This window comes from Bradyrhizobium lupini, from assembly GCF_040939785.1.
Classification (GTDB): Bacteria; Pseudomonadota; Alphaproteobacteria; order Rhizobiales; family Xanthobacteraceae; genus Bradyrhizobium; species Bradyrhizobium canariense_D.
The window spans coordinates 7,639,309-7,664,610 of record NZ_CP162553.1 but is presented as its reverse complement, the minus strand read 5'-3'; the positions used below and the strand labels follow the sequence as shown (position 1 = coordinate 7,664,610).

The 25,302-nt window shown below is 63.4% G+C and carries 19 protein-coding genes and 2 pseudogenes; 12 read left to right on the top strand and 9 right to left on the bottom strand.

Going from position 1 to position 25,302, the window contains the following annotated elements; translation table 11 throughout:
• Position 1: 1 nt before the first annotated feature.
• The gene (locus AB3L03_RS36880; RefSeq protein WP_085353166.1) at positions 2–1,855 is read left to right on the top strand and encodes a potassium transporter Kup; all 1,854 of its coding nucleotides are present in this window, start codon (positions 2–4) and stop codon (positions 1,853–1,855) included.
• Between the two features lie 105 nt (positions 1,856–1,960).
• On the opposite strand, the gene gyrA is transcribed toward AB3L03_RS36880, so the two are convergent.
• Together gyrA and AB3L03_RS36870 are read right to left on the bottom strand one after the other, a co-directional pair.
• Entirely contained in the window at positions 1,961–4,705 is a 2,745-nt protein-coding gene (gene gyrA, locus AB3L03_RS36875) for a DNA gyrase subunit A (protein WP_085353167.1), read from the bottom strand.
• Between the two features lie 370 nt (positions 4,706–5,075).
• The gene (locus AB3L03_RS36870) at positions 5,076–5,573 is read right to left on the bottom strand and encodes a single-stranded DNA-binding protein (RefSeq protein ID WP_007590726.1); all 498 of its coding nucleotides are present in this window, start codon (positions 5,571–5,573) and stop codon (positions 5,076–5,078) included.
• A 459-nt stretch (positions 5,574–6,032) separates the two neighbouring features.
• Between AB3L03_RS36870 and AB3L03_RS36865 the strand changes: the two genes are divergently transcribed.
• The 5 genes from AB3L03_RS36865 to AB3L03_RS36845 all read left to right on the top strand — a co-directional run bounded on the left by AB3L03_RS36865 (position 6,033) and on the right by AB3L03_RS36845 (position 12,302).
• On the top strand, positions 6,033–6,815 hold the full coding sequence (locus AB3L03_RS36865) for an outer membrane protein (RefSeq protein ID WP_026233477.1): 783 nt from the start codon (positions 6,033–6,035) through the stop codon (positions 6,813–6,815).
• A 230-nt stretch (positions 6,816–7,045) separates the two neighbouring features.
• A complete protein-coding gene (locus AB3L03_RS36860) occupies positions 7,046–7,735 on the top strand; it encodes an outer membrane protein (RefSeq protein ID WP_018457996.1) in 690 nt (229 codons plus the stop codon).
• A gap of 282 nt (positions 7,736–8,017) precedes the next feature.
• A complete protein-coding gene (gene uvrA / locus AB3L03_RS36855) occupies positions 8,018–10,999 on the top strand; it encodes an excinuclease ABC subunit UvrA (RefSeq protein ID WP_018457997.1) in 2,982 nt (993 codons plus the stop codon).
• Between the two features lie 46 nt (positions 11,000–11,045).
• Positions 11,046–11,609, top strand: a complete 564-nt coding sequence (locus AB3L03_RS36850; RefSeq protein WP_247391999.1) for a DinB family protein — start codon at positions 11,046–11,048, stop codon at positions 11,607–11,609.
• An 18-nt stretch (positions 11,610–11,627) separates the two neighbouring features.
• Positions 11,628–12,302 (top strand): HAD-IA family hydrolase, encoded by a 675-nt coding sequence (locus AB3L03_RS36845; protein WP_247370329.1) that lies wholly within the window; start codon positions 11,628–11,630, stop codon positions 12,300–12,302.
• A 48-nt stretch (positions 12,303–12,350) separates the two neighbouring features.
• On the opposite strand, the gene AB3L03_RS36840 is transcribed toward AB3L03_RS36845, so the two are convergent.
• The 3 genes and pseudogenes from AB3L03_RS36840 to AB3L03_RS36830 all read right to left on the bottom strand — a co-directional run bounded on the left by AB3L03_RS36840 (position 12,351) and on the right by AB3L03_RS36830 (position 15,535).
• Positions 12,351–13,304: a cytochrome D1 domain-containing protein gene (locus AB3L03_RS36840; RefSeq protein ID WP_247370327.1), complete on the bottom strand. Its 954-nt coding sequence runs from the start codon at positions 13,302–13,304 to the stop codon at positions 12,351–12,353.
• A gap of 2 nt (positions 13,305–13,306) precedes the next feature.
• A pseudogene (locus AB3L03_RS36835) lies at positions 13,307–13,889 on the bottom strand (SRPBCC family protein).
• 878 nt (positions 13,890–14,767) lie between these two features.
• On the bottom strand, positions 14,768–15,535 hold the full coding sequence (locus AB3L03_RS36830) for an AAA family ATPase (protein WP_247370326.1): 768 nt from the start codon (positions 15,533–15,535) through the stop codon (positions 14,768–14,770).
• A gap of 263 nt (positions 15,536–15,798) precedes the next feature.
• Between AB3L03_RS36830 and AB3L03_RS36825 the strand changes: the two are divergent.
• Positions 15,799–17,872: pseudogene (locus AB3L03_RS36825) on the top strand (DUF1217 domain-containing protein).
• A 16-nt stretch (positions 17,873–17,888) separates the two neighbouring features.
• Here the strand turns inward: AB3L03_RS36825 and AB3L03_RS36820 are convergent.
• On the bottom strand, positions 17,889–18,749 hold the full coding sequence (locus AB3L03_RS36820) for a DUF296 domain-containing protein (RefSeq protein WP_085353176.1): 861 nt from the start codon (positions 18,747–18,749) through the stop codon (positions 17,889–17,891).
• A 9-nt stretch (positions 18,750–18,758) separates the two neighbouring features.
• Positions 18,759–20,366 carry an acyl-CoA synthetase gene (locus tag AB3L03_RS36815; RefSeq protein WP_368508008.1) on the bottom strand — a complete coding sequence of 536 codons (1,608 nt, stop codon included), beginning with the start codon at positions 20,364–20,366 and terminating at the stop codon, positions 18,759–18,761.
• A 179-nt stretch (positions 20,367–20,545) separates the two neighbouring features.
• Here AB3L03_RS36815 and AB3L03_RS36810 point away from each other — a divergent pair, with 179 nt between their 5' ends.
• Together AB3L03_RS36810 and AB3L03_RS36805 are read left to right on the top strand one after the other, a co-directional pair.
• Positions 20,546–20,902: a hypothetical protein gene (locus tag AB3L03_RS36810; protein WP_368508007.1), complete on the top strand. Its 357-nt coding sequence runs from the start codon at positions 20,546–20,548 to the stop codon at positions 20,900–20,902.
• A gap of 248 nt (positions 20,903–21,150) precedes the next feature.
• Complete coding sequence (locus AB3L03_RS36805; RefSeq protein WP_018458006.1) at positions 21,151–21,426, top strand: GNAT family N-acetyltransferase; 276 nt, start codon at positions 21,151–21,153, stop codon at positions 21,424–21,426.
• A 53-nt stretch (positions 21,427–21,479) separates the two neighbouring features.
• Here the strand turns inward: AB3L03_RS36805 and AB3L03_RS36800 are convergent, their stop codons facing one another.
• Positions 21,480–21,863 (bottom strand): DUF3597 domain-containing protein, encoded by a 384-nt coding sequence (locus AB3L03_RS36800; RefSeq protein WP_085384623.1) that lies wholly within the window; start codon positions 21,861–21,863, stop codon positions 21,480–21,482.
• 334 nt (positions 21,864–22,197) lie between these two features.
• Between AB3L03_RS36800 and AB3L03_RS36795 the strand changes: the two genes are divergently transcribed.
• A complete protein-coding gene (locus AB3L03_RS36795; protein ID WP_026233481.1) occupies positions 22,198–23,106 on the top strand; it encodes a DUF2189 domain-containing protein in 909 nt (302 codons plus the stop codon).
• Between the two features lie 130 nt (positions 23,107–23,236).
• Entirely contained in the window at positions 23,237–24,061 is an 825-nt protein-coding gene (locus AB3L03_RS36790) for a lytic murein transglycosylase (protein ID WP_018458009.1), read from the top strand.
• Positions 24,062–24,137: 76 nt separating this feature from the next.
• Here the strand turns inward: AB3L03_RS36790 and AB3L03_RS36785 are convergent, their stop codons facing one another.
• Positions 24,138–24,464 (bottom strand): hypothetical protein, encoded by a 327-nt coding sequence (locus AB3L03_RS36785; protein WP_204511280.1) that lies wholly within the window; start codon positions 24,462–24,464, stop codon positions 24,138–24,140.
• A 616-nt stretch (positions 24,465–25,080) separates the two neighbouring features.
• Here AB3L03_RS36785 and AB3L03_RS36780 point away from each other — a divergent pair.
• Complete coding sequence (locus tag AB3L03_RS36780) at positions 25,081–25,233, top strand: DUF1127 domain-containing protein (RefSeq protein WP_018458011.1); 153 nt, start codon at positions 25,081–25,083, stop codon at positions 25,231–25,233.
• Positions 25,234–25,302: the final 69 nt, after the last annotated feature.

The following is a 25,302-nucleotide window of genomic DNA, read 5'->3' as shown; positions in this document are numbered from 1 at the left end:
CATGACCATGGGCGCCCTCGGGGTGGTCTATGGCGATATCGGCACCAGCCCCCTCTACGCCCTGAAGGAAGCCGCCAAGGCCGCCGCCCATGGCGGCACTTTGACGAACGATGCCGTTCTGGGCGTCGCCTCGCTGATCCTCTGGGCGCTGTTGCTGATCATCTCACTGAAATATGCGCTGTTGATTCTGCGTGCGGATAACCGCGGCGAAGGCGGCATCGTCGCGCTGCTGGCCTTGCTGCATGCCCGCAACGCTCAACCCGGTACCTGGCGCGCGCATTTGCTGGTCGTCGGCCTCGTCGGCGCCGCGCTACTGTACGGGGACGGCGCGATCACGCCGGCCATCTCCGTGCTCTCAGCCATCGAAGGTCTGAAGGTCGACGCACCCTCGCTCGCGCCGGCGGTTGTGCCCGTGACCGTCGTCATCCTGATCGGACTGTTCATGATGCAGAAGCAGGGCACCGGCTTCATCGGCCGCATCTTCGGACCGGTGATGCTGGCCTGGTTCTTCGTGCTGGCAGCGCTCGGCATCCACGGCATCGTCAAGGCGCCGGCGGTGCTGGCGGCGCTCAGCCCGCTCTATGCGTTCGACTTCCTGATCCATCAGGATTTTCATGTCTCCTTCGCGATCCTGGGGGCCGCCTTCCTCGCGGTGACCGGCGGCGAAGCCATGTACGCCGACATGGGGCATTTCGGCCGCCTGCCGATCCGGCTGGCCTGGTTCGCGATCTGCCTGCCTGCGCTCGTGCTGAACTATTTCGGCCAGGCCGCGCTGCTGATCACCGATCCCACCATGATCGAAAATCCGTTCTTCCAGCTCTGCCCTGACGCCCTGCATTATCCGCTGGTCGCGTTCTCGGCGGTCGCGACCGTGATCGCCTCGCAAGCCATCATCTCCGGCGTGTTCTCGTTGACGCAGCAGTCGATCCAGCTCGGCTTCCTGCCGCGCATGCAGATCCGTCACACCACGAGCGACGCGATCGGTCAGATCTACGTGCCGTTGGTGAACTGGCTGCTCGCCGCCGCAACGCTCGGCGCCGTGCTGAGTTTCGGCAGCTCGGAGGCGCTGGCCGGCGCCTACGGCATCGCGGTGTCGCTATTGATGGCGATCACCACGCTGCTCGCCGCCCTGGTCGCGATCCAGTGGGGCTATTCACCGTGGCTCGTGGTTGCCGTGAACGGCTTCTTCTTCGTGATCGATTTGATCTTCTTCTCGGCCAATTCGATCAAGCTGTTCGAGGGCGGCTGGTTTCCGCTGATGCTGGCGGGCTTCGTCGCCTTCCTGATGCTGACCTGGCGCAGCGGCGTGAAGCTCGTCGAAGCCGCACGCGCGAAGCTGCGCCAGCCCGAGGAGGATCTGATCGAGACCGCGGTCAACCAGTGCAGCGCCAGACTCCCCGGCACCGCCGTGTTCCTGGCCTCGGCGCCGCGCGGCGTGCCGCTGGCACTGACCCAGTTCGTCAAGCACAACCACGTGCTGCACGAGCGCATCGTCCTGGTCACCGTGCTGATCGAGGAGCTTCCTCACATCGCCGACGAAGACCGCATCGAGGTGATCGAGATCATTCCCGGCATTACCCGCGTCGTTCTGCATTACGGCTTCATGCAGAACCCGACGATTTACGAAGGGCTGACCTTCGCCTGCCGCCACGGCAAGCTGCCCGGCATCGATCTCTCCGACATCACCTATTACGTCGGCCGCGAGACCATCATCCCGCGCGAGGACGTGCCGGGCATGTGGGTCTGGCGCGAAACCGTGTTCGCCTTCCTGCAACGCAACGCCGAACGCTCCGCCGCGTTCTTCGGCGTACCGACCAAGCAGGTGGTGGAATTCGGCACGGAGCTGGAGATTTAGCTGGTCAGTGAAGTATCCGGATCGAGCACAACTCAATCCGGGACAGCCGTCCGAATGAAGAACCCGGATTTCGCTTGCGCTCCATCCGGGCTAGGGGGTGACGCATCACTCCCCGTTCGACTCCCCATTCGCCCCGTTTCCGCTCTCGGCCTCTTCCGTGATGTGCTCGACCGAGACGACGTGTTCGTCCTCCGCGGTGTCGAACACGATCACGCCCTGGGTCGAGCGGCCGGCGACGCGGATGCCTTCGACCGGGCAGCGGATCAGCTGGCCCTTGTCGGTAACCAGCATGATTTGATCAGCATCCTCCACGGGGAACGACGCTACGAGGTTGCCGTTGCGGTTGTTGACGCTCATGGCGACGATGCCTTTGCCGCCGCGGCCCGTGGTGCGGTACTCGTAGGACGACGTCCGCTTGCCGTAACCGTTGACGGACACGGTCAGCACGACCTGCTCCTGCGCTGACATCTCGACGTAACGCTCCTGGGCGAGTTGGAAGCTGCCGGAGGTCTCCTCGGCCTCGGCGTCCGCCGCCGGCTCCTCGGCCGCAGCTTCGCCGGCGACCGCACGACGCATCTTCAGGTACGCCGAGCGCTCGTCGGACGTCGTCTCGACGTGGCGCAGGATCGCCAGCGAGATCACCTTGTCGCCCTCGGCAAGCGCAATGCCGCGCACGCCCATCGAGGTGCGGCCGGTGAACACGCGCACGTCGGTCACGGGGAAGCGGATGCACTGGCCGCCGGCGCCGGTCAAAAGCACGTCGTCGTGCTCGGTGCAGATCTGCACGTCGACGATCGCTTCGTTGTCGTCGAGCTTCATCGCGATGATGCCGGAGCGGCGGACATCGACGAAGTCGGACAGCTTGTTGCGCCGGACGTTGCCGCCTGTCGTGGCGAACATCACGTCGAGATTGCCCCAGGTGGACTCGTCCTCCGGCAGCGGCATGATGGTGGTGATGCGCTCGCCCTGCTCCAGCGGCAGGATGTTGATCAGCGCCTTGCCGCGCGCATTCGGCGCGGCCATCGGCAGGCGCCAGACTTTGATCTTGTAGACCTGTCCGCGCGAGGAGAAGAACAGCATCGGAGTATGCGTGGACGCCACGAACAGCCGGCTGACAAAATCCTCATCGCGGGTCTGCATGCCGGCGCGGCCCTTGCCGCCGCGGCGCTGGGCCCGGTAGGCCGACAGCGGCACGCGCTTGACGTAGCCGGCGTGCGAGACGGTGACGACCATGTCCTCGCGCTGGATCAGGTCCTCGTCCTCGACCTCACCTTCCTGCTCGATGATGACGGTGCGGCGCGGGGTTGCGAACTCGGCCTTCACTTCGGCGAGCTCGGACTTGATGATGCCCAGCACGCGGTCGCGCGAGCGCAGGATGTCGAGATAGTCGGCGATCTCGCCGGCGAGCTTGTCGAGCTCCTCGCGGATTTCGTCGCGGCCGAGTGCGGTGAGGCGTTGCAGGCGCAGATCGAGAATGGCCCTCGCCTGCTCCATCGACAGCCGGATCGTGCCGTTCTCGCTGATGCGGTGGCGCGGATCGTCGATCAGCGTCAGCATGTCCTCGACGTCCCGGGCCGGCCAGTCGCGCGACATCAGGGTGTCGCGGGCGGTGGTCGGGTCGGGCGAGGTCCGGATGACGCGGATCATCTCGTCGATATTGGCGACTGCGATGGCGAGACCGACCAAAACATGGGCGCGATCTCGGGCCTTGGCGAGCAGGAACTTGGTGCGCCGCGTGACGACCCGCTCGCGGAAGTCGACGAAGATCGCCAGCAGGTCCTTCAGGTGCATGACCCGTGGACGGCCGCTGTCGAGCGCCACCATGTTGACGCCGAAGCTCGTCTGCAGCGGCGTGAACCTGTAGAGCTGATTGAGCACCACATCCGGCACGGCGTCGCGCTTCAATTCGATGACGACGCGGTAGCCGTCGCGATCGGATTCATCGCGCAGGTCGCCGATGCCCTCGATCTTCTTTTCCTTGACCAACTCGGCGATGCGCTCGACCATCGTCGCCTTGTTCACCTGGTAGGGAATCTCGGTGATGATGATCGCCTCGCGCTCCTTGCGGATGGTCTCGATCGCGACCTTGCCGCGCATCATGACCGAGCCGCGGCCGAGGTGATAGGCGGCGCGGATGCCCTGCCGTCCGAGGATGACGCCGCCGGTCGGGAAGTCGGGTCCCGGCACGATGTTGATGAGCTCGTCGATGGTGAGCGCGGGGTTGTCGATCAGCGCGACGCAGGCGTCGATGACCTCGCCGAGATTGTGCGGCGGGATGTTGGTCGCCATGCCGACCGCGATGCCGCCGGCGCCGTTGACGAGAAGGTTCGGGAACTTGGCTGGCAAGACCGACGGTTCGGTCTCGTTGTTGTCGTAGTTCGGCTGGAAGTCGACCGTGTCCTTGTCGATGTCGGCCAGCAGAGCCAGCGCCGCCTTCGTCAATCGGGCTTCGGTATAACGATAGGCAGCCGGGGGATCGCCGTCGACCGAGCCGAAATTGCCCTGGCCGTCGATCAGCGGCACGCGCATGGAGAAGTCCTGCGCCATCCGGACCATGGCGTCGTAGATCGACTGGTCGCCATGCGGATGATATTTACCGATGACGTCACCGACCACGCGGGCGGACTTGACGTACTTCTTGTCCGGCGTGTGCCCCTGCTCGTTCATCGAGTACAGGATGCGGCGATGCACCGGCTTCAGGCCATCGCGGGCGTCAGGCAGCGCCCGCGCCACGATCACGCTCATGGCGTAGTCGAGATAGGACTTCTTCATCTCCTCGAAGATGGAGACGGGGCGAATATCCGAGGGTTGCGCCGGCTGGTCGCCGGGCTTGTCGTCGTCGTCAGCCAAGGGGAAATCCGGTGAGGTTTTATCTGGGAATCATATAGCGCATCGAGCCTCTGATAACCACCCTCGCGGCGTTCTGGGAAGCGCTTGTTCCGCCTATTTTTCCAACAACTTAAGCCCTTGCGAGCGGTGTCTCGGACAGCACTCGCATCGGCCTTGCAAAATCGCCGCTCACGCGTGGAAAGCCGCGCGGTGAGCTTGCCGCGTCGGCGCGTTTGCCAAGCCGCAATCCGAGCTCACCCCAAACATGAAGCGGGCCCGGAAATGCCGAGCCCGTCCTGTCGATTAGTGGGATGTTCTGACATGAGATGAGAAGCGCCGCCCATCCGGCCGGGCGTCCGCATCAGGCGCCGCGTTCTTGGAGCGGAATCGCTCAGAACGGGATATCGTCGTCCATGTCGCTGTTGCGGCCACCGCCGCCGGCGGCAACAGGGCGCCGCGGCGCGCTGCTGACCGGACCGGAGGAGCCGAAATCGCCGCCCGGCTCGTCGCCGAAGCTGCCGCCTCCGCCACCGCCGCTACGACCGTCCAGCATCGTCAACGTCGAGTTGAACCCCTGGAGCACGACTTCGGTCGAGTACTTTTCGACACCGCTCTGGTCGGTCCATTTGCGGGTCTGGAGCGCACCCTCGACGTAAATCTTGGCGCCCTTCTTCAGATACTGTTCGGCGACCTTGCAGAGCCCTTCATTGAAGATCACGACGCGGTGCCACTCGGTCTTTTCCTTGCGCTCGCCAGTCGCCTTGTCGCGCCACGTCTCCGAGGTCGCGACGCTCAGATTGGCGATCGGCCGCCCGTCCTGGGTGCGGCGGATTTCAGGATCCTTGCCGAGATTTCCAACCAGAATGACCTTGTTGACGCTTCCCGCCATCTCCGCTCTCCGCTCCGAATGCCACTGAATTCAAGAAGGCCGGTCCGCTCCCGCGTTCCGCCGTGCCTGTTGAGGCGACCCTATACGCTCGCCGAACACTTGCGGACGACGATCAGGCCGTCACCCCTCCGGTTATCCCCACATATAGCATCGACCTCCGGTTCGTTCCAGATTTGTTCTTGGCGAAGACAGATCTGAAGGCGTGGGATCGATCGGCCACATGTGTTGCGGAAAGGCACACGTCGATTGGAACCTTTGTAGGTTCCCAAAAATGGAAGAAAGAACTTAACATTCAGCAAGTTATGGGTACTCGCACTGCCCCGGTCTTGTTGCATTTGGGAGACGGACTCTGCCGCTCCGTAGAGCTACGGTTGCCTCGGACTTAGTTCATATGGGCCCTCGCGCCTGATCAGCCGCTTCGGGGAAATAAGAAGCGGACGAAACCTGGGGAGACTGGCAATGAATAAGCTTCTTATTTGTGCAATCGGTGCAGTGGCGATGGGCTTGTCGGCTCCCGCAAGCGCGGCGGACATGGCCGCGCGTCCCTACACCAAAGCCCCGCCGCCGGCGGTTGCCGCCATCTACGACTGGAGCGGCTTCTACATCGGCATCAACGGCGGCGGTGGCTCCAGCCACAAGTGCTGGGACTTCGTCACGCCCGCGACCGGCGTTCTCGTCGGCGAAGGCTGTCACAATGCAACAGGGGGCACCGTCGGCGGCCAGATCGGCTATCGCTGGCAGTCCGCCAATTGGGTGTTCGGTCTGGAAGGCCAGGGCAACTGGGCTGACTTCCGGGGCGACAACGTGAGCACCCTCTTCCCTGGTACCGCTTTGGTGACGGGTGATCGCAACCGTTCCCGCATCGACGCTTTCGGTCTCATCACCGGTCAGGTCGGTTACGCCTGGAACAACGTGCTGCTTTACGTGAAGGGCGGCGCCGCCGTCGTCGGTGACAAGTACGACATCTACGCTGCTGCGGGTACGCCCGGCGCGGGCGCGCTGCTGGCTTCGGCCCGGGAGACTCGCTGGGGTGGCACGGTCGGGGCCGGTCTGGAATTCGGCTTCGCCCCGAACTGGTCGCTGGGCTTTGAGTACGACCACATCTTCCTTGGCGATCGCACGATCGGCTTCACAACGCCCGCGGGTGCGGTATTCGGCAGCGACCGGATTCGCCAGGACGTAGACATGGGCCTGGTGCGCTTGAACTATCGCTGGGGCGGTCCGGCCATCGCAAGGTACTGATCGCGCTGGACATATCGCACTTCGAAGGCCGGCCTTGCGCCGGCCTTTTGCTGTGCAGTTCTCCAATATTAATCGGTCAATAACCGTTCCGTTTTCCGACCGTTGTTGCTTTTGAGTGACACAACTTGCGGCTTCACTGGTGTAAGTACGGCATCAGTTGGGCAAGTGAGTCCGATGCCCTCCCTATCGTGGAAGGCACAATCAGAAACTGGGACTGGGATTAGTTGAAAATGAAAAAGGTTTTGTTGGCTTCGGCCTGTTTGTTCGCTCTCGCCGCCCCGGCTTCGGCCGCTGATCTCGCGGCGCGCCCCTACACCAAGGCCCCGGTGGCCATGGCTTCGGTCTACAACTGGACCGGCTTCTACCTCGGTATCGTCGGTGGCGGCGCTTGGGAAAATTCCTCGACCGACCCGAAGATGAAGGGCGGCTTCGTCGGCGGTACTGCCGGCTACAACTGGCAGACCGGCAATGTCGTGCTCGGCGTCGAGGCCGATGGTTCCTGGGCTGATGTCAGCGCGTCGGTCACCGGCCCCGTTGCCGTCCCCGGCTTCGGCCTCGTCAGCACCACCCTCAGCTCCAAAACCGATGCGATGGGAACCGTGCGCGGCCGCATCGGCTACGCCGTCAACAACGTCCTGTTTTACGGCACCGGTGGTTACGCCTGGATCGACAACAAGCTCAGCGTCAGCGCGCTCGGCGTGACCGTTTCCGACAGCAAGTGGCACTCCGGCTGGACCGTCGGTGCGGGCGTCGAAGCGTTCTTCGCTCCGCAGTGGTCGGTCAAGGGCGAGTACCTCTTTCGCAGCCTCGGCGGCGAGACCTACTTCTCGGGCGCCCTGCCCTCCGGCACGCTCGAGTTTCACACCGTGCAGGTCGGCGTGAACTATCACTTCGGGGGCCCGGTGGTCGCCAAGTACTGAGTTCAGTACTTAGCCCCAACGCCATCCGCGTTACGAAAGGCCGGCCTTGTGCCGGCCTTTTTGTTTTGTCGGGCACGTTGCCGCGCAGTTCCACCCTGCTCCTGCCAGATGCCGCCAGTGCGCCAACAATCCGTTGACGATTCGCAAGTCCCACTGGAAATCCGTCTCCGTTCTTCCTACGTTCGCTGACAACCCCATCGGCGCCGATCCCGGTTCCGGGCGAAGCGCGCCTTTTTTGTTGGCGCGATCGCGCGCCTTTGGGATTCCTTGAGGGCAACCCGGATGGATGAAGTGATCAAGGCGAAGCGCCAACAGCAGAACGTGGGATCAAACCTGCGCGCAATTACCATCCGTGGCGCGCGCGAGCACAATCTCAAGAACGTCGATGTCGAGATTCCCCGCGACAAGCTGGTGGTGTTCACGGGGCTGTCGGGCTCCGGCAAATCCTCGCTCGCGTTCGACACCATCTACGCCGAAGGCCAGCGCCGCTACGTCGAATCGCTGTCTGCCTACGCCCGCCAGTTCCTGGAGATGATGCAGAAGCCCGACGTCGACCAGATCGACGGCCTGTCGCCGGCGATCTCGATCGAGCAGAAGACGACGTCGAAGAACCCGCGCTCCACCGTCGGCACGGTGACCGAAATCTACGACTACATGCGCCTGCTGTGGGCGCGCGTCGGCGTGCCCTATTCGCCCGCCACCGGCCTGCCGATCGAGAGCCAGATCGTCTCGCAGATGGTCGATCGCGTGCTGGCGCTGCCCGAGGGCTCGCGCCTCTATCTGCTCGCGCCGGTCGTGCGCGGCCGCAAGGGCGAGTACCGCAAAGAGCTTGCCGAATGGCTCAAGAAGGGCTTTCAGCGCGTCAAGATCGACGGCGCCTTCCACGAGCTCGCCGAAGCCCCTGTTCTCGACAAGAAATTCCCGCACGACATCGACGTCGTCGTCGATCGCATCGTGGTGCGCCCCGACATCGGCCAGCGCCTCGCCGAAAGTTTCGAGACCGCGCTGAAACTTGCCGAGGGCCTCGCCGTCATCGAATTCGCGGATGCGCCGGCTGCGGCAGCACCCGCGGAAGAGAAGAAGAAGACCGCAAAGATCCACGACAAGAGCGGACCCGAGCGCATGCTGTTCTCGGAAAAGTTCGCCTGCCCGGTGTCCGGCTTCACCATCCCCGAGATCGAGCCCCGGCTGTTCTCGTTCAACAACCCCTATGGCGCCTGTCCCGCGTGCGGCGGCCTCGGCGTCGAGCAGCATGTCGACGAAGACCTCGTCATTCCCGACAAGGAGCTCGCCATTGGCAAGGGCGCGATCGCGCCCTGGGCCAAGTCTTCGTCGCCCTATTACATTCAGACGCTGACTGCGCTCGGCAAGCACTACAAGTTCACGCTGACCACCAAATGGAAGGATCTGCCCAAGAAGACGCAGAACGCGATCCTCCATGGCTCCGGCGAGGACGAGATCAAGTTCTCCTACGAGGACGGCGTCCGCTCCTACGACACCAAGAAGCCGTTCGAGGGCGTCATCACCAACATCAACCGCCGCTATCGCGAGACCGAGAGCGAGTGGGCGCGCGAGGAGCTGGCGAAGTATTTCCACGACGTACCCTGCGAGGCGTGCCACGGTTTTCGGCTCAAGCCCGAGGCGCTCTGCGTCAAGATCGGCGGCAAGCATATCGGCGACATCTCCGAGATGTCGGTGAAGGGCGCCGGCGCGTGGTTCGAGACCGTGCCGGAGGCGCTGAACACTCAGCAGAACGAGATCGCCGGCCGCATCCTCAAGGAGATCCGCGAGCGCCTTACCTTCCTGCTCGATGTCGGCCTCAACTACCTCACACTCTCCCGCTCCTCCGGCACGCTGTCCGGCGGCGAGAGCCAGCGCATCCGGCTGGCTTCGCAGATCGGCTCGGGCCTGACAGGCGTGCTCTACGTGCTCGACGAGCCCTCGATCGGCTTGCACCAGCGCGACAACGCGCGCCTGCTCGACACGCTCAAGAGACTTCGTGACCTCGGCAACACCGTGATCGTGGTCGAGCACGACGAGGACGCGATCCTGCTCGCCGACCACGTGCTCGACATCGGCCCCGGCGCCGGCATGCATGGCGGCAACATCATCGCCGAAGGCACGCCCGCCGAGATCATGCGCAACCCCAACTCGCTGACGGGCAAATATCTCACCGGCGAGCTCGAGGTCGAGGTGCCCGAGCGGCGCCCGCCGAACCATCGCCGCACCATCAAGGTGGTCAACGCGCGCGGCAATAACCTCAAGAACGTTACGGCCGAAATTCCGCTCGGCCTGTTCACCTGCGTCACCGGCGTCTCCGGCGGCGGCAAGTCGACGCTGCTGATCGACACGCTCTACAAGGCGATCGCCCGCAAGCTGAACAATGCCAGCGAAGGCGCCGCGCCGCACGACCGCATCGAGGGCCTCGAGCACATCGACAAGATCATCGACATCGACCAGTCGCCGATCGGTCGCACGCCGCGCTCCAACCCCGCGACCTATACCGGTGCCTTCACGCCGATCCGCGAATGGTTCGCCGGCCTGCCCGAGTCGAAAGCGCGCGGCTACGAGCCCGGCCGGTTCTCCTTCAACGTCAAGGGCGGCCGCTGCGAGGCCTGCCAGGGCGACGGCGTCATCAAGATCGAGATGCACTTCTTGCCCGACGTCTACGTCACCTGCGACGTCTGCAAGGGCAAGCGCTACAACCGCGAGACGCTGGAGGTCCTATTCAAGGGCAAGAGCATCGCCGACGTGCTCGACATGACCGTCGAGGAAGCGGCCGAGTTCTTCAAGGCGGTCCCACGTGTACGCGAGACGTTCCAGACGCTGCATCGCGTCGGCCTCGACTACATCCATGTCGGCCAGCAGGCCACGACGCTCTCGGGCGGCGAAGCCCAGCGCGTCAAGCTCGCAAAAGAGCTGTCAAAGCGCGCCACCGGCCGCACGCTCTACATCCTGGACGAGCCGACCACCGGGTTGCATTTCCACGACGTCAAGAAGCTGTTGGAGGTGCTGCACGAGCTGGTCGCGCAGGGCAACACGGTCGTCGTCATCGAGCACAATCTCGAAGTGATCAAGACCGCCGACTGGGTCATCGACCTCGGCCCCGAAGGCGGCGATGGCGGCGGCGAGATCGTCGCCTGGGGCCCGCCAGAGGACATCGCAAAAGCGCCGCGGAGCTATACGGGGAAGTTCCTGGCGCCGGTGCTGGCGAAGGCTCGGAAGCCGAAGCGGAGACGCGCGGCGAGCGAGGCGGCCGAGTAGGTTACGCCGCGGGAGCGGCCGACACATTGTCTGAGGGAGACTGAGTTTGCCTGCCGGACTTGTGCAAACCTATCGTGCGTTCGCCCACAATAATGCTTGGGCAAACCACCGGCTGCTCACCGCTTGCGCGGCGCTGTCTCAGGCCGACTTCGAAGCCGAGCGGACCGGCTTCTTTCCGAGCCTGCAACGCACGCTGAACCACATCCATGTCATCGACCTCTTCTATGTCGATGCACTGGAGGGCGGATGGTTGGGACCGGCAGCTTGGAAGAACGACGTGCCGCACCTTTCCCTTGCTGCGCTGAAGCCTGCGCAAGCCGCGATCGACAAGCGCTTGATCGCCATGTGCGATGCACTGACGCCCGAGATTCTCAACGGCATTGTGCGGATCAACCGCGACACGCGGGTCCAGGCCGAACGCCGCGACCGACTGCTCATGCATCTGCTCCAGCATCAAATTCATCACCGCGGACAAGCGCACGCCATGCTGTCCGAAACGAGCGTCGCGCCGCCTCAGCTTGACGAGTTCTTCGCCGAGGGAGAGGCGCCGCTCAGGGCCACCGAATTCGACCAACTCGGATGGACCGAGGAAACCGTGTGGAAAGCCTAGCGGTGTAGCTTCGTCTCCATGCCCTACTCCCTCGCCATCTTTGATCTCGACGGCACGCTGACCGACAGCTTTCCGTGGTTCCTGCGCACCATCAACGACGTCGCCGATCGCTTCGGCTTCCGCCGCGTCGCGGACGAGGATATCGAGGGGCTGCGGCATGCTTCTTCGCGGGAGATTCTGAGCCGGCTCGAGGTGCCGCTGTGGAAGCTGCCGGCGATCGCGCGGCATGCGCGGCGACTGAAGGCGGAGGCTGCAGCGGAGATTTCGCTGTTTGCGGGGGTCGAGACAATGCTGCGGACGCTGGCGGAGGGTGGCGTGCAGCTCGCGATGGTGACGTCGGACAGCGAAGCCAATGCGCGCGAGAAGCTCGGCGATTGCGCGACGCTGTTCGCCCATTTCGATTGCGCGGCCTCGCTTTTCGGCAAGCCCGCGAAGTTCCGACGGGTCATCCGCCGCGCCGGCGTGGAGCCGGGCAAGGTCATCTCGATCGGCGACGAAGTGCGCGACATCGAGGCGGCGCGGACAGTGGGAATTGCCTGCGGAGCGGTGGGCTGGGGTTATGCGGCGCCGGCGGCGCTGCGGGCGATGGCGCCGGATCACATGTTTGATCAGATGGATGAGATTGTATGGACGCTGTGCCCCGGTGCCGTAGCCCGGATGAGCGAAGCGATATCCGGGAACGCCGGTGGATGAGGAGAGCCCCGTCCCGCATGTCGCTCCGCTCACGCGGGCTACACGCCCCTACTCCGTCCTGCGCAAGAATGCCCCAAACGCGCGCGGGCCGTCGCCGGTCTTGACCTCGCCGATCAGCTTCAGCTCGACCGCATCGATGATATCGAGCGTGTTGCTTTCCCAGCAGGCGACGATAATGCGCTTGCCGTCGGCAGTCGCGGCAATGCCTTCGGGATAATCGCCGACATTGATGCGCTTGAGCGGCTTCAAGGTCACCAGATCGAACACGCTGACAGTGCCGCCATACTGATCGGTGACGAAGCCGCGGCCCTGCGCCAGCGCCACCGCATAAGGGCGCATCCCGACCTGCACGCGGCCGGTCTCAGCCCCAGTGGCGATGTCGATCACGGAGACGTCGTTGGAGCCGACATTGGCGGTGTAGGCGCGCTTGCCCTCGGCATCGATGGTGACGCCGAACGGACGGGTGCCGACCTTGATGGTCGTCGTGCGCTGGCGCGTCGCGGTGTCGACCACCGACACACTGTCGTCGTCGCGGTCGGCCGAGAGCAGCAGCTTGCCATCCGGCGTTACCGCGAGCCCCGATGGCGAGGCGCCGACCGCAATGCTGGCCGTGACGCTGCGCGAGGCCGCGTCGATCACCCGCACCGCCGCCGCATACCAGTCCGCGACATAGACGGTGCGGCCATCCGGCGCGACGGCAATGCCGAGCGGCCCGCCGCCGACCTCGATCCGCGCCGCAACCTGCCGCGTTGCTGCGTCCACCACCGTCACGGCTTTGGCATCCGGGCTCGTGACATAGGCAAAACGTCCGTCCGCGCTGACGGCGACGCCGGCCGGCTTGCCGCCGATCGGGATGGTCGCGACGCTGCGCGCCGTGGCGAGGTCCACGACCATCAGATCGTCGCTGAGCTGGTTGGTGACGAATGCCTCTTCGGCGAACACATGCGCGATGCCGGCCAGGCAAAAGCTGGCGGCGAGCGCCGCCAGGACCAGCGCCCGCACCGTCAGCTTCCGCTCTCGATCTTCTTCTTGAGTGCCTCGAGGCCCGCCTGGTACAGCCCCTTCACCGCCTTGACCGCGGCCTCGTCACTCCAGCTCCGGCGGCGGCTCGTTGTTGGGAAAGCCACGATAGAACGCGCCGGCCCATTCCAGCGTCGAGCCCTTGCCGTCAGCGCTCGGCGTCACCGTCAATGTCGAGGAATAATTGGTGACCGGCAGCACCTTCACGTCCACATTGGTGATCCGGTAGGAATAGCTCATCGCGGCGGCGTCAAACTTGTAGAGCTCCTCGTCGACGGTCGCGCCTCCCGTCAGCGTCAGCTTCCGCGTCGCGCCGATCTCGTTGCCCTTCTCGCCCTCGGTCTTGGTGACAGGTGGCAGCCAGCTCATGTCCTGGAAATTGCCCATTGCGGCCCACACCTTGGCCGGGGCGGCGTTGATCTCGATGGATTCGCGCACCTTCTGACGGGTCGGCCCGTGGGCCCAGGCCGATGTCGAAACCGGGCCAAACGCCGCCGTCAAAGCCACCGCGCCCGCGGCAATCAGCACCGCGGCCAGGACCGTGCGCCGTCCAATCGTCACCCTCATCTCGTTTCCTCATACGTGTCGTTGATCATGCGCGACTTGAAGCGCGCTGGAATCATGGTAGCGCATTTTGCGGCCGCGGGGAGACCCGTTCGTGGCCGCGTTGCGGCGGGGCCCGCGCGCCCCACAACCCCTTGCCGCCCCGGCGGGCAAAACACCAATAAGCGGGTCAATCACGGCGCTTAAAAATATTTCTCTTTATCCGCATTTCGGATTATCATATAAAGAGCCAACCCGGCCGAGGGGCGGATCGCGATCGTCACGAACGCGGGATGGGACGTGGTGGACGTGGGCCACACCGGCGCGAAGGCTTCGCAGGGCGGGCAACCGTGAGCGAAAGTGTCGGGCACACGACCGGTGCAGCCTGCGTACGGCAAAATCGTGTGGTCCTGGCGCCCGGGGTCTGTGCGCCAAGTCTTGCGGTGATGCGTGCGGGCCGACCGGGCCGCAGCGTCAGCCATCCGCAAGGTGACGGGGGCAATAGTGCATCGCTCCCCGGGGAGATCACGACATAAGCCGTAAAACCACTGCGCAGGGAAGGCCGTGTGTTGGGCTTCACCTGTATGCCGCTGTGCAGCCTCTTGTAGCGCAACCTTCGCACAGTGGACCGTCGGTGCCAGCCGGCACCCGGCCTTCCCTGCGCCCTCGGCATTTTTGGGGGCTGTGATGACCGCAAAGCTCGGGCGCGATGCGCCGCGAGGAGGCGAAGATGTGTCTACGATTCAGAAGCGAGTTGGCGGAGAACAACGATGCTTCTCGCTCCCTCATTGCGAGCACAGTGAAGCAATCCAGAGTACCTCCGCGGAGAGACTCTGGATTGCTTCGTCGCAGGGCTCCTCGCGATGACGACCGAGACAGTGAGTGCCGATCACGCCGCCCGATCACTCCGCCAGCGTCGCCTCTACGAACCCGCGCGGGTCGTCACAGAACTTCCGCATCACCCGGTAATGATCGGTCTGCTCCACCGTCGTCGGCTCCAGGCCGTATTTCCCGAGCCGGAGCAGCTGTGCGTTGGGATAGGCCATGAGCATCGGCGAATGGGTCGCCATGATGACCTGGCAGATGCGGGAATTCTCCATGCGTCGAAGCAGCTTCAGAAATTCGATCTGGCGCGCCGGCGACAACGCCGATTCAGGCTCGTCGAAGATGAAAATGCCCTGGCGCTGGCAGCGCTCCTCGAAGAAGCGCAGGAATCCTTCGCCGTGGGAATGCGACAGGAAATCGGGGCCGACCTGCCCGGCATCACGTGCGGCCTTGTCGAGATATCGCGCCACCGAGAAAAAACTCTCGGCGCGAAAAAACCAGCCATTCGTGATTTTCGGCAGCCAGCTTGCGCGCAGCGCCCTGGAGAGTTGGCCACCCATCTTCTCCCGCGCTTCGGAGTGATCGACCGGCATGTAACCCTTCCCGCCACCGGCGTCGTCGTAGCCGGCGAGCGCTGCGATCCCTTCGAGGATCGTCGACTTCCCGGTGCCATTCTCTCCGACGATGATCGTGATGGCGGCGTCGAAGTTGAGATCGAAATCATCCGGAAAGATGGGCAGGCAAAACGGATAAGCCTCGCGATCGCGAACTTGCGACGGGTCGAGCCAAACCCGTTTCAGGTAAGGCGCCGGCAGGTTGATCGTTCGGCTGCTTCTTCGACTCATGTCCGGTTTCCGATCCATTCCGTCCAATCGGGCCACTAGAACATATCCGGAACGCAACCCTCGCGAAAGCTGCATCTGAGAGACATACAGCAACAAAACCCGACACGCGTGGCGAGGGCAAACTGGAATCTGGGATTGCGGTCCGAAATCGCCTTAGAGAACGCAGCTCTGAGGCAGTCGGCAGGCATAAGGCCCGCGCCCACCTCGCGACCCCGCAATGATTGACGGACGTCCGGGACCGTAAGAGCCGCGAGGAGTGCGCGATGGTATCAACGTATTTCAGTTACAGCTACATCACGCGCAATCTCAAGCAGTCCCTGACGCGGGTCGAACAGCAACAGGACGTAGCGCGAGAGGCCGCCTATTACAAAGCCCACATCGGCAAGGTGAAGTCCGTCGACGACTTCATGAAAGACTATCGCCTTTATCGTTATGCAACGAAGGCGTATGGCCTGGAAGACATGGCCTACGCCAAGGCCTTCATGAAAAAGGTGCTGGAGAGCGACCTCTCCGACGCAAACAGCTTTATCAACAAGCTGGTCGACAAGCGTTACCGTGAGTTCGCCGCCGCGTTTTCCTTCAATGGCAGTGCCACGTCGGTGGCGCAATCGGAGAACCAGACCGACGAGATGATTGGTCTGTACACGGCGACCAGGAAAAGCCAGGTCGATGCACTTGCCGGCGATTCGAATTACTACAGCGCCGAAATCGGTAACATCAGCAGTGCAGACCAGCTCCTGAACAACGACCGTCTTCGCAACTATGTCTATTCGGCGTACGGGATCGATCAAAGCAAGTGGTCGCGTGACACCATAAGCCAGGTCTTGCGCAGCGATCCATCCGATCCCAACAGCTACGTCAACACCACTTTCGCTTCTCAGCTAAGTGGCCTCAACGCCGACCTTGCTCAGGCCCGATCGGATGTCACCGCGGCCAATTCAAGGATCGCCGACTACACCGCCCAACTATCGCAACCGGGCGCGAACGTAGCCCAGTTGAACGTCCAGATTCTGGTCGAAAAGCATCATTTGGAGTCATATGCGAGCAGCATTTTCAGCCTTAGCGAGCAGATAGGGACGATTGGCGGGTTCGTCGACCTGGCCGGTGCGTTCGAGTTTTCCTCCGACGGGTCGCTTCCGTCAGGTGTGTCGGCGCAGACTGCTGCAAATGTCACGATCACGAAACAGAAGTTCGACGACAGCAAGTCCGCCGTCTATTCGGCGGCGAGCCCGTTGAACGAAGCTTTTGCAATCAGGCAATTTAGAACTGCCATCCTCAAGATCAATTCAGTCCAGGCGTTCGTATCGACACCGGGCGTGTATGAATTTGCGCTGGGAGCTGTCGGCCTCGAGCCCGTGAACGTCTCGCCGGCGACTGTCAAGGCCGTGCTCGAAAGCGACATCAACGACCCCAAAAGCTACGTCTATACCCTCAAGGACAATCGATATTTGGAGCTGGCACGCGCCTTCAACTTCGACGCAAAAGGCAATCTGACCACCCCCTTGGTGGCTCAGGACTCGGCTGAAGTCCTCCAGATCGCCAAGGACTACGTCATTGGAGCGGTGAAGAGCGCCAGCACGGCGACTCCCCAGCAGCAGGCCGCAGTTCGGGCACAGGCCACGAAGGATGCGTCGGAATATCAGCAGGCCATCGCCGGCATCGACAGTGTTTCCGATCTTCTCGCAAACAGGCCGATGGTCGATTTCATTCTCTTGGCCAAGGGTCTGGATCCCAGGAAGGTCAGCACCGAATTTCTCAAGAAGATCTTCAGCTCCGACCTGAACGATCCAAAGAGCTTCGCGAACACCGAGAGCGATCCTCGCTTTGCCGAAATCGTGGCGTCGTTCAATTTCGACAGTAAAGGCAACGTCGCGCGTCTTCCGATGATGGGTCCGCAAAAGCGGGATCAGTTTCGGGAAACACAAGCGAACTATGTCGAGCAAAGCCTGGAGCAGCAGCAGGGCGATGCCAATCCCGGCGTGCGCCTTGCGCTCTATTTCCAGCGAAAGGCGGGGGGACATCACGTCCGCATACGACATCCTTGCCGACAAGGCTCTTTCGGAGGTGTTCAGGACCACTTTCGATTTGCCTGACTCGATGGCGGCGATGCCGATCGATCAGCAGGCCAAGTTCGTAGACAGATTCATGAAGATCAAGGATCTGTCCGATCCCGCGAAGGTGACAAAGCTGTTGAGCCGTTTCTCCGCCATGTATGACATCAGAAACAGCCAGAGCACCGGCCAGGGTCAATCCCCCCTGCTCAACCTGTTTCAGGGATCCAGTTCGGGGATCAGTGACTCCACATACTTGGCCATCGCCAAGCTACGCACCCGCTGATGATCGCTCGCCGATACTAGCCCAACACCTCGAGCACCAGCTCCATGGTCATCAGCACGGGATTGTCGCCACGAATCAGACGGCCCTCCGCTATGCCGCCAGTGTAGTCGATCAGGGCGACATCGAGTGCGGCTTCGAGGGCGCCGGAGGAGCCGGCCGCAATCGCGCCGCCGGTTACCGCAAGCTCGGTCGCGAAGGGCTCAGTCACGCCGCCATGGGTGAAGCGCGCCCCAATTGTCGAGCCGACACCGCCATGGATCCTCGCGCGCGCGATGCCTTGCGCGCGGCAGAAGTCTTCGAGACAGCCCGCGAAATCCTGATTGGGGCGCAGCCGCAGCGCGAAAGCGCGGCTGGTCGTGCGTGCGCCGGTGCTCGCAGCCGCCACGGGCCCGAACAGCTTGAAATTGGTCTCGGGATCTGGCTCTGCGGCGAACATCGCACCATCGATGCCGAAGGCCTCGACCTCGAACGGCTCGGCGACATCGGTCACGTCCGGCAGCATGTGGCCACCACCGGCGCGGCCATCGGCCTCCGTCCACAGCCCATGGCAATGAAAGAACGGGGCGCCATCGCGCATGCCCAGCGTCATGCTGCCGAGCCTGGTGCGCGTCACGCCGCTTGGCCGGAATGTGTCGCTATAAAACGCGGCGTTCTCGCTGGTCTTCGACAGCGCCGGCATGACATAGCCGAACGGCCCGAGCGCGCCGCGCTCGAAGCTGAGCACGCCGCCGGCGAATCCCTCCGCGGCGAAACCGCGGCGCGCCGCCTCCAGCAGCGGCAGACCTGCTTGAAGCGTGAAGGAGAAAGCGCGTCCCCTCGCCTCCGCCCATTGGATGCGCTCGGCGACCGGCGCGCCGGGCTGCTTGATGCTGCGCATGACCTTCGCTCAGCCCGCCCGTGTCTTGTCGAGATCGAGCAGCCCGCGCGCCTCGAGCTCGTCGCGAACCATCCGTTTGGGAACCTTGCCGTAGCCGGATTTCGGCAAGGCCTCCCAAAAGAAGAACCGCTTCGGCATCTTGTAGCGCGGCACCTTGGGGCTGAGGAATGCCGCCATCTCCGCTTCGCTCACCGGCTTCGCGCCCTCGCGGGCGACGCAGACGGCAACGCCGACCTCGCCCCAGGTCGCATCGGGCACGCCGAGCACCGCGACCTCGCCGACGCAAGGATGGGTCAGAATCTTCTCCTCGATTTCGCGCGGATAGATGTTGGAGCCGCCGGAGATGTACATGTCGGAGGCTCGTCCCGTGATGTAGACGAACCCCTCCTCGTCCATGTGGCCGAGATCGCCAGTGCGGAACCAGCCGTTGCGGAACGCCTTCGCATTGGCTTCGGGATTGTCATAGTAGCCGGCCAGCACCGCGGGGCCGATTACGCAGATCTCGCCGCTCTGGTTGGCGCCGAGTTCACGGCCCTCGTCGTCCTGGATCGAGACCTGCATGCCGGTACGCTCGAAGCCACAGGTGCCGATCTTCGCGTGCGGCCCGTCCTCGGGGTCATGCAGCGCTGCCGGCAGCACGGTGATGTTGCCGGTCACCTCGCCGAGGCCGAAATACTGCACGATCACCTTGCCGAGCTTCCTCAGCGCAGCCTTCTGGTCCTCGCGATACATCGGCGCACCCGCATAGATCACATGGCGCAGCGAGGAATGATCGTATTTGTCGGCGGCGGGATGCTCGACCATCATCTTCAGAATGGTCGGCACCACGAAGAGATTGCTGACGCGATGCGCCTCGATCAGGCGGAACGCCTCGTCAATGTCGAATTTCTCCGTCGGCAGCAGCACGGTGCACACGCCGCGCGCGGTCTGCACCAGCTGATGCACGCCGGCGCCATGCGACAGCGGCGCCACCACCAGCGAGGCATCTGCTTCGGTGACGCCGGGCGTAAGATCGGCGAGATGGTTGGTGACGACAAAACCCATCTGACCGTGGGTGAGCACCGCAGCCTTGGAGCGGCCGGTGGTGCCCGATGTAAAGAAGAACCAGCAGGGATCGTCGTGCTCGACTGCGACGTTCTCGACCACCGTGCCGGCGCGCGACGCGACGGCATCCGCAACCGACGTCTCGGCAAACGGCGCCCGACCGTCGATGCTCCAGGTGAATTCCAGCGCGCCACCGCTTACGGCCGCGGCGTGCTCGGGAAAATCGACATGGCACAGAAACGCCTTCGCGCCGGAGGCCTGCGCGAGATAGGCGACCTCGTCCGGCATCAGGCGGAAATTGGTGGGTACCCAGACCGCGCCAAGCCGGAACGCGGCGAACATCGAGAAGAACATCTCATCGCCGTTCTTGGAATGAACGAGGATGCGGTCGCCCTTCGCGATCCCGCGCGCCGCGAGAGCGGCTGCCAGTGCCGAGACCTGCGCATCGATCTCGCGCCAGGTCCAGGATCTGTCGCCCCAGACGAAACCGGGACGCGCCCCATGCCGCCGCGCATTCTGGGTCAGCATGTGAGCGAGATTCATGACGCGGCGGGACATGCGCAGGGGCTGCATCGGGCTTCCTCTTCGGCGGCGGACGGCACGCGAGCCGCCCGCTCATTGCAGCCCATTTATCGCCATCGCCAGGAGCCCTGCAAGGTTGCCGGGCGCAGCGCAGCCCATCCAACCGTTCAGGAAATTTTAAACATGATCGGCGCAACCTCGCTCAGTTCTCGCGTACAGAGTGCCGCATCATGGTCAAAGCGCCCGCCCTCCTCATGTTATCGCTGGCGCTTGCCGGATGTGCCGTGGGCCCACAAGCGCACCTCGCCTCCGATCCCGCCTTCAAGCCCGCGCGCTATGCCTGGGACGGCGCCGGCGAAAATCCCAATCACCCGCGCGCTGCTTCAGAACCAGCGCGCGCGGCCCGATCCGAGCGCAACAGGTCGCAAGCCGCGCTTCAGCCCTATTCAAAGGAATGGTGGCAGGCGAAGGATGGCATCGAGGAGGAACGGGACGCCAGGGTCAACCGTTCCCTCGTCATCTGCCAGGGATGCCTGCGCCCGCAGGCGCAGCCGGAGGATTCCAGGTTCGCCAAGGCGACCGATTGAAGCATCCGGGCGATCAGGCCTAGGAAGAGATCCAACGCCGGCGTTGCGAGAAGCGGCGGGGGGCTACAACGCCCCGAGCTTCCATAACGACTCCTGCGCCGTCGGCAAGCCCGGCTTCAATTCCAGGCTGAGCGGGACACGCAGTTTCCGGATATCTCCCCTGCGGCAACCACTCTTGCTCGCACCTTGGCAAGGGCCGGTTGAGGCGCCTAGATCAGAGGCAAGCAGCATGTCGGAAGGATTTTTGCATGGCGCCGTCGGTACGGGATAACAAGGACAGAAGCCGCTTCGAGCTCGATGTCGGCAGCGAAATCGCCTTCGCCAATTACCGGCTGACGCCGTCGGCGGTGATCATCACCCACACCGAGACGCCGCGCGCGCTGCGCGGCCGCGGCATCGGCTCCGAGCTGGTCAAGGGTGCGCTGGAATTGATCCGGCGCGACGGCAGGAAGGTGATTGCCGGTTGCGGTTTCGTCGTCGATTATCTCGACAGGCATCCGGAAGATGCGGATCTCGTCGCCTGAATGCAAAAGGGCCCGCGCGATCGCGGGCCCTTGGATTGCGACCGGGCGATCGGTCAGTGCTTGATCTCCGGCGGCAGCTTGCCGCCATTGGCGGCGAGCTTGGACATCACCTGCTTGTGCAGCCAGACGTTCATGGTCGCGGAATCGTTAGTGTCGCCGCTGTAGCCGAGCTCCTTGGCGAGGTCCTTGCGCGCAGCGAGGCTGGAATCGATGTCGAGCGCCTTCATCAGATCGACGATCGAGGTGCGCCATTCCAGCTTTTCGCCCTTGTGCGCAGCGGCCGCCGCGTCGACGATCGAGGCAACGTCCACCGTCGCCGCGGATCCGCTCGGCGCGGCCCCTGCGGGCGCGCTGCCCGACGGTGCGCTGCCTGCGGGCGCGGCGGAAGCTGGCTGGCTACCGAAGATCGCGCCCATAATTTTCCCGAAAATGCTCATGTCTGCTCCCCGAAAAGGACCCGCTGGAAGGGCCTTGAGTGGCACTTATAGACCAAGTTGCGTCGTTGCGCCCGCCAAAGTTCCGCGAACAAGCACGCAGCATCAGCTTATCTGCGGCGAAATAACGACCGAATGACACTGTAGAGATTGCACCGCGGCATCGAATCTCACCCAAGCGTGAGGGACAGGACTCGCAAATGGGCGTACGGTTGACGTTCAGTTCGCGATGCCATCCGGAATTCGCGTCTGGTTGGGGATCGCGAAACTCAGAATAGCGGCCGCTTGCGCCGTTGCTGGCGCCAGATGCGGCCGCATGGCAAGGGAGCTAGCGACCATGGCCACACTCTACCCGGGCAATGTCCCGTCCATGGCCCAGACCGCCGAAGCGGCTGGACCGGTGATCCGAACCATCCAACTCTCCGATCTGCAGGATGCGCTCAAGCGCGGCTGGGACGATTTCAAGGCGGTGCCGAGCCACGCCATCATCCTCTGCGTGATCTATCCTGTGCTGGGCCTCGTGCTCGCCCGCGTGGTGATGGGCTATTCAGTGTTGCCGTTGTTGTTCCCGCTGGCCGCAGGCTTCGCGCTAATCGGCCCGTTCGCCGCTCTCGGTCTCTACGAGCTCTCCAGCCGGCGCGAGCGCCATGAGGAGGCCAGCGCCTGGGACGCCATGGAGGTGCTGCGTTCGCCCTCGTTCGGCGCCATGCTCGGTCTCGGCGCGCTGCTGCTGGCCCTGTTCGTGACCTGGGTTGCGACCGCGCAGGCAATTTATGTCGCCGCTTTCGGCTATGAAGGCGCATCCGGGATCTCGGATTTTCTGACGCGCGTGCTCACGAGCCGGCAAGGCTGGTGGCTGATCGTGGTCGGCTGCGGCACCGGCTTCCTGTTCGCCCTTGCCGCGCTGTGCATCAGCGCCGTGTCGTTCCCGCTGATGCTTGACCGCCATGCCGGCGCGTTCGAGGCCATGGTGACGTCACTGCGCGTCGTCGCGAAGAACCCGGTGCCGATGGCGGCCTGGGGCCTGATCGTGGCCGTCCTGCTGGCGCTGGGCACCATTCCGGCCTTCCTCGGCCTTGCCGTGGTGGTCCCCGTGCTCGGCCATGCCACCTGGCATCTCTACCGCAAGGTGATCGCGGCCGATCCGGGCGCGCGTCCGGTGCCGCCTCCGCCGCATCGTGCACGCAAGCCGGCCGCCGACTTCCCCGCCAACCTCTTCCCCTGGCGCAATCGGACCGACGCCTGACGATATCGTGACATGCGATCCTGCCCCGGTGCGGGCAGGATCGCGCACTGTCATACGCCTTGCTTTGGCCGCGGTTTCCATCGAGATTGCGCGCGCCGTTCAGATCACTTCACGGAATTTATTTGCTCGAATGACCCCGACGATTTCTCGTCTCGCCCTCGCAGCCTTAGCCATCACCGCGTCCATCCTATCCGCTCAGCCAGCGCTCGCCGCTGTTGCCTGCGGTTCAGGCAATTTCGACGCGTGGCTTGCAGACTTCAAAACGGACGCCGCGGCCAAGGGCGTCTCGCAACAGGCCATTTCCGCCGGGCTCGCCGGTGTGACGCTCGATCAGAACGTGCTCAACCGCGACCGCTCGCAGAAGGTCTTCAGCCAGACCTTCGAGGAGTTTTCCGGCCGCATGGTGCCGCCGCGCCTGACGCGCGGCTCCAACATGATGAAGCAATACGGCTCGGTGCTGTCGCGTATCGAGCAGACCTACGGCGTGCCTGGCGAGGTGCTGGTCGCGATCTGGGGTCTTGAGACCGATTTCGGCGTCAATACCGGCAAGTTCGCGACCATCCGCTCACTGGCGACGCTGGCCTATGACTGCCGGCGCTCCGAGCAGTTTCGCGCCGAGCTGTTGGATGCGCTCCGCATTGTCCAGCGCGGCGACCTCGCACCGGCCGACATGAAGGGCGCCTGGGCCGGCGAGCTCGGACAGACCCAGTTCATGCCGTCGTCATGGATGAAATACGCCGTCGATTTCGACGGCAATGGTAAGCGCGATCTCCTGCACAACGCCCCTGACGTGCTCGCCTCCACCGCGAACTATCTTGCCGGTTATGGCTGGCAGAAGGGTAAGGATTGGCAGCCGGGCAGTCCGAATTTCGCGGTGCTGCAGCAGTGGAACAAGAGCGAGGTCTACTCGAAGACCGTCGCCTATTTCGCCACCCAGCTCGCGCGCGCCCCTTAGATGAGATGCTTGCAGGACAAAAGCGTAGGGCCGATCGCTCGGCGACCGGCCCTCTCCTAATGCGTTCCTGAAGTTCCTATTTGCCCATGGTGGCGTGCATCGCTTTGTTCAGATGCGCGCCGCACGCACCCATTTTGCCGTTGAGCAGCGAGTCCTGCGCGGCCGCGATCTCCTTCTGCGCGACGAACTTGCCGTCACCATCGGCCATGTTTTCGATCGCGGTCTCTGTCTTCTCCAGATTGGCCGAGCTGCAGCCGCCGGCGGCGTGCTTGGCGGCCTGGGCCGGCGTGACGGCGAACGCAACGGCGGCAATTGCGATAACCCCGAGTAACTTCATCATGACGTTACCTTCCTTCTCTTGTTCTTGGGCCAGAGCCAGCGACATTGCCGGAATCTGCGACATCACCTTCCTCCGGGCGCGGCAACTTGACGCAATGAATTCCCCGCGAGAATTGCGTGATGTTGCGCGGCGCGCAGAGCTGCATGCAAAATTTCTGATTTTCATTACACGCTTGTAATCAACGCCACACGTCAGCGTGTGTGCACTGCGAGCGGGGACGGTTGTGGCTAACCAAGCGGGATAGTCCTGACTCGCCGCCCTTCGTCATGTGGATCCGCTGCAACCAGGCGAATCGCTGGCGAGAGTTGGCAAAAGTGTACGCACGCGCCAAGTAATGAGTATCAATTCATTAGAATCATGCGATTCTCGCATGTGAGACTTGGTTATAGAAGCTAGTCGATCCGCTTGCGGACAAGAGCAAAGCGACTTATTTCGCTCCGAACGGAACCGACTAGCCCATAGCAAATCCGTGAATTCACGGGACTTCAGACCTGTGCTCCCTGTTCCGCCTACCCTTTGGGCGGGACTGCTTTCGGGTTAATCGTCCGTTACCAGCGCCATGCACTCAGCGCTTAGCTGCATCGCAGCATCGGAACTTTCGCACTGCACCACTCTCACCTATATTCATTTCAACGATGAGGCTCGGGCAAGAGCTGAATCGAACTACAGGAGATTACCAATGCTGCTCTCGCTCATCCGCATGATCCAAGCTTTCCGGGACTATCAGCGCAATGTTGCCGAGCTGTCCCAGCTCAGCGATCGCGAGCTTTCCGATATCGGCCTCGATCGCTCGGACATCCCGCGCGTTGCCGCCGGTCAGTATCAGGGCTGATATCGTTCAGCCCTGAACCGGACGGACCGATAGCGCCCGCCTCGTGCGGGCGTTGTCGCATCCGGAGGC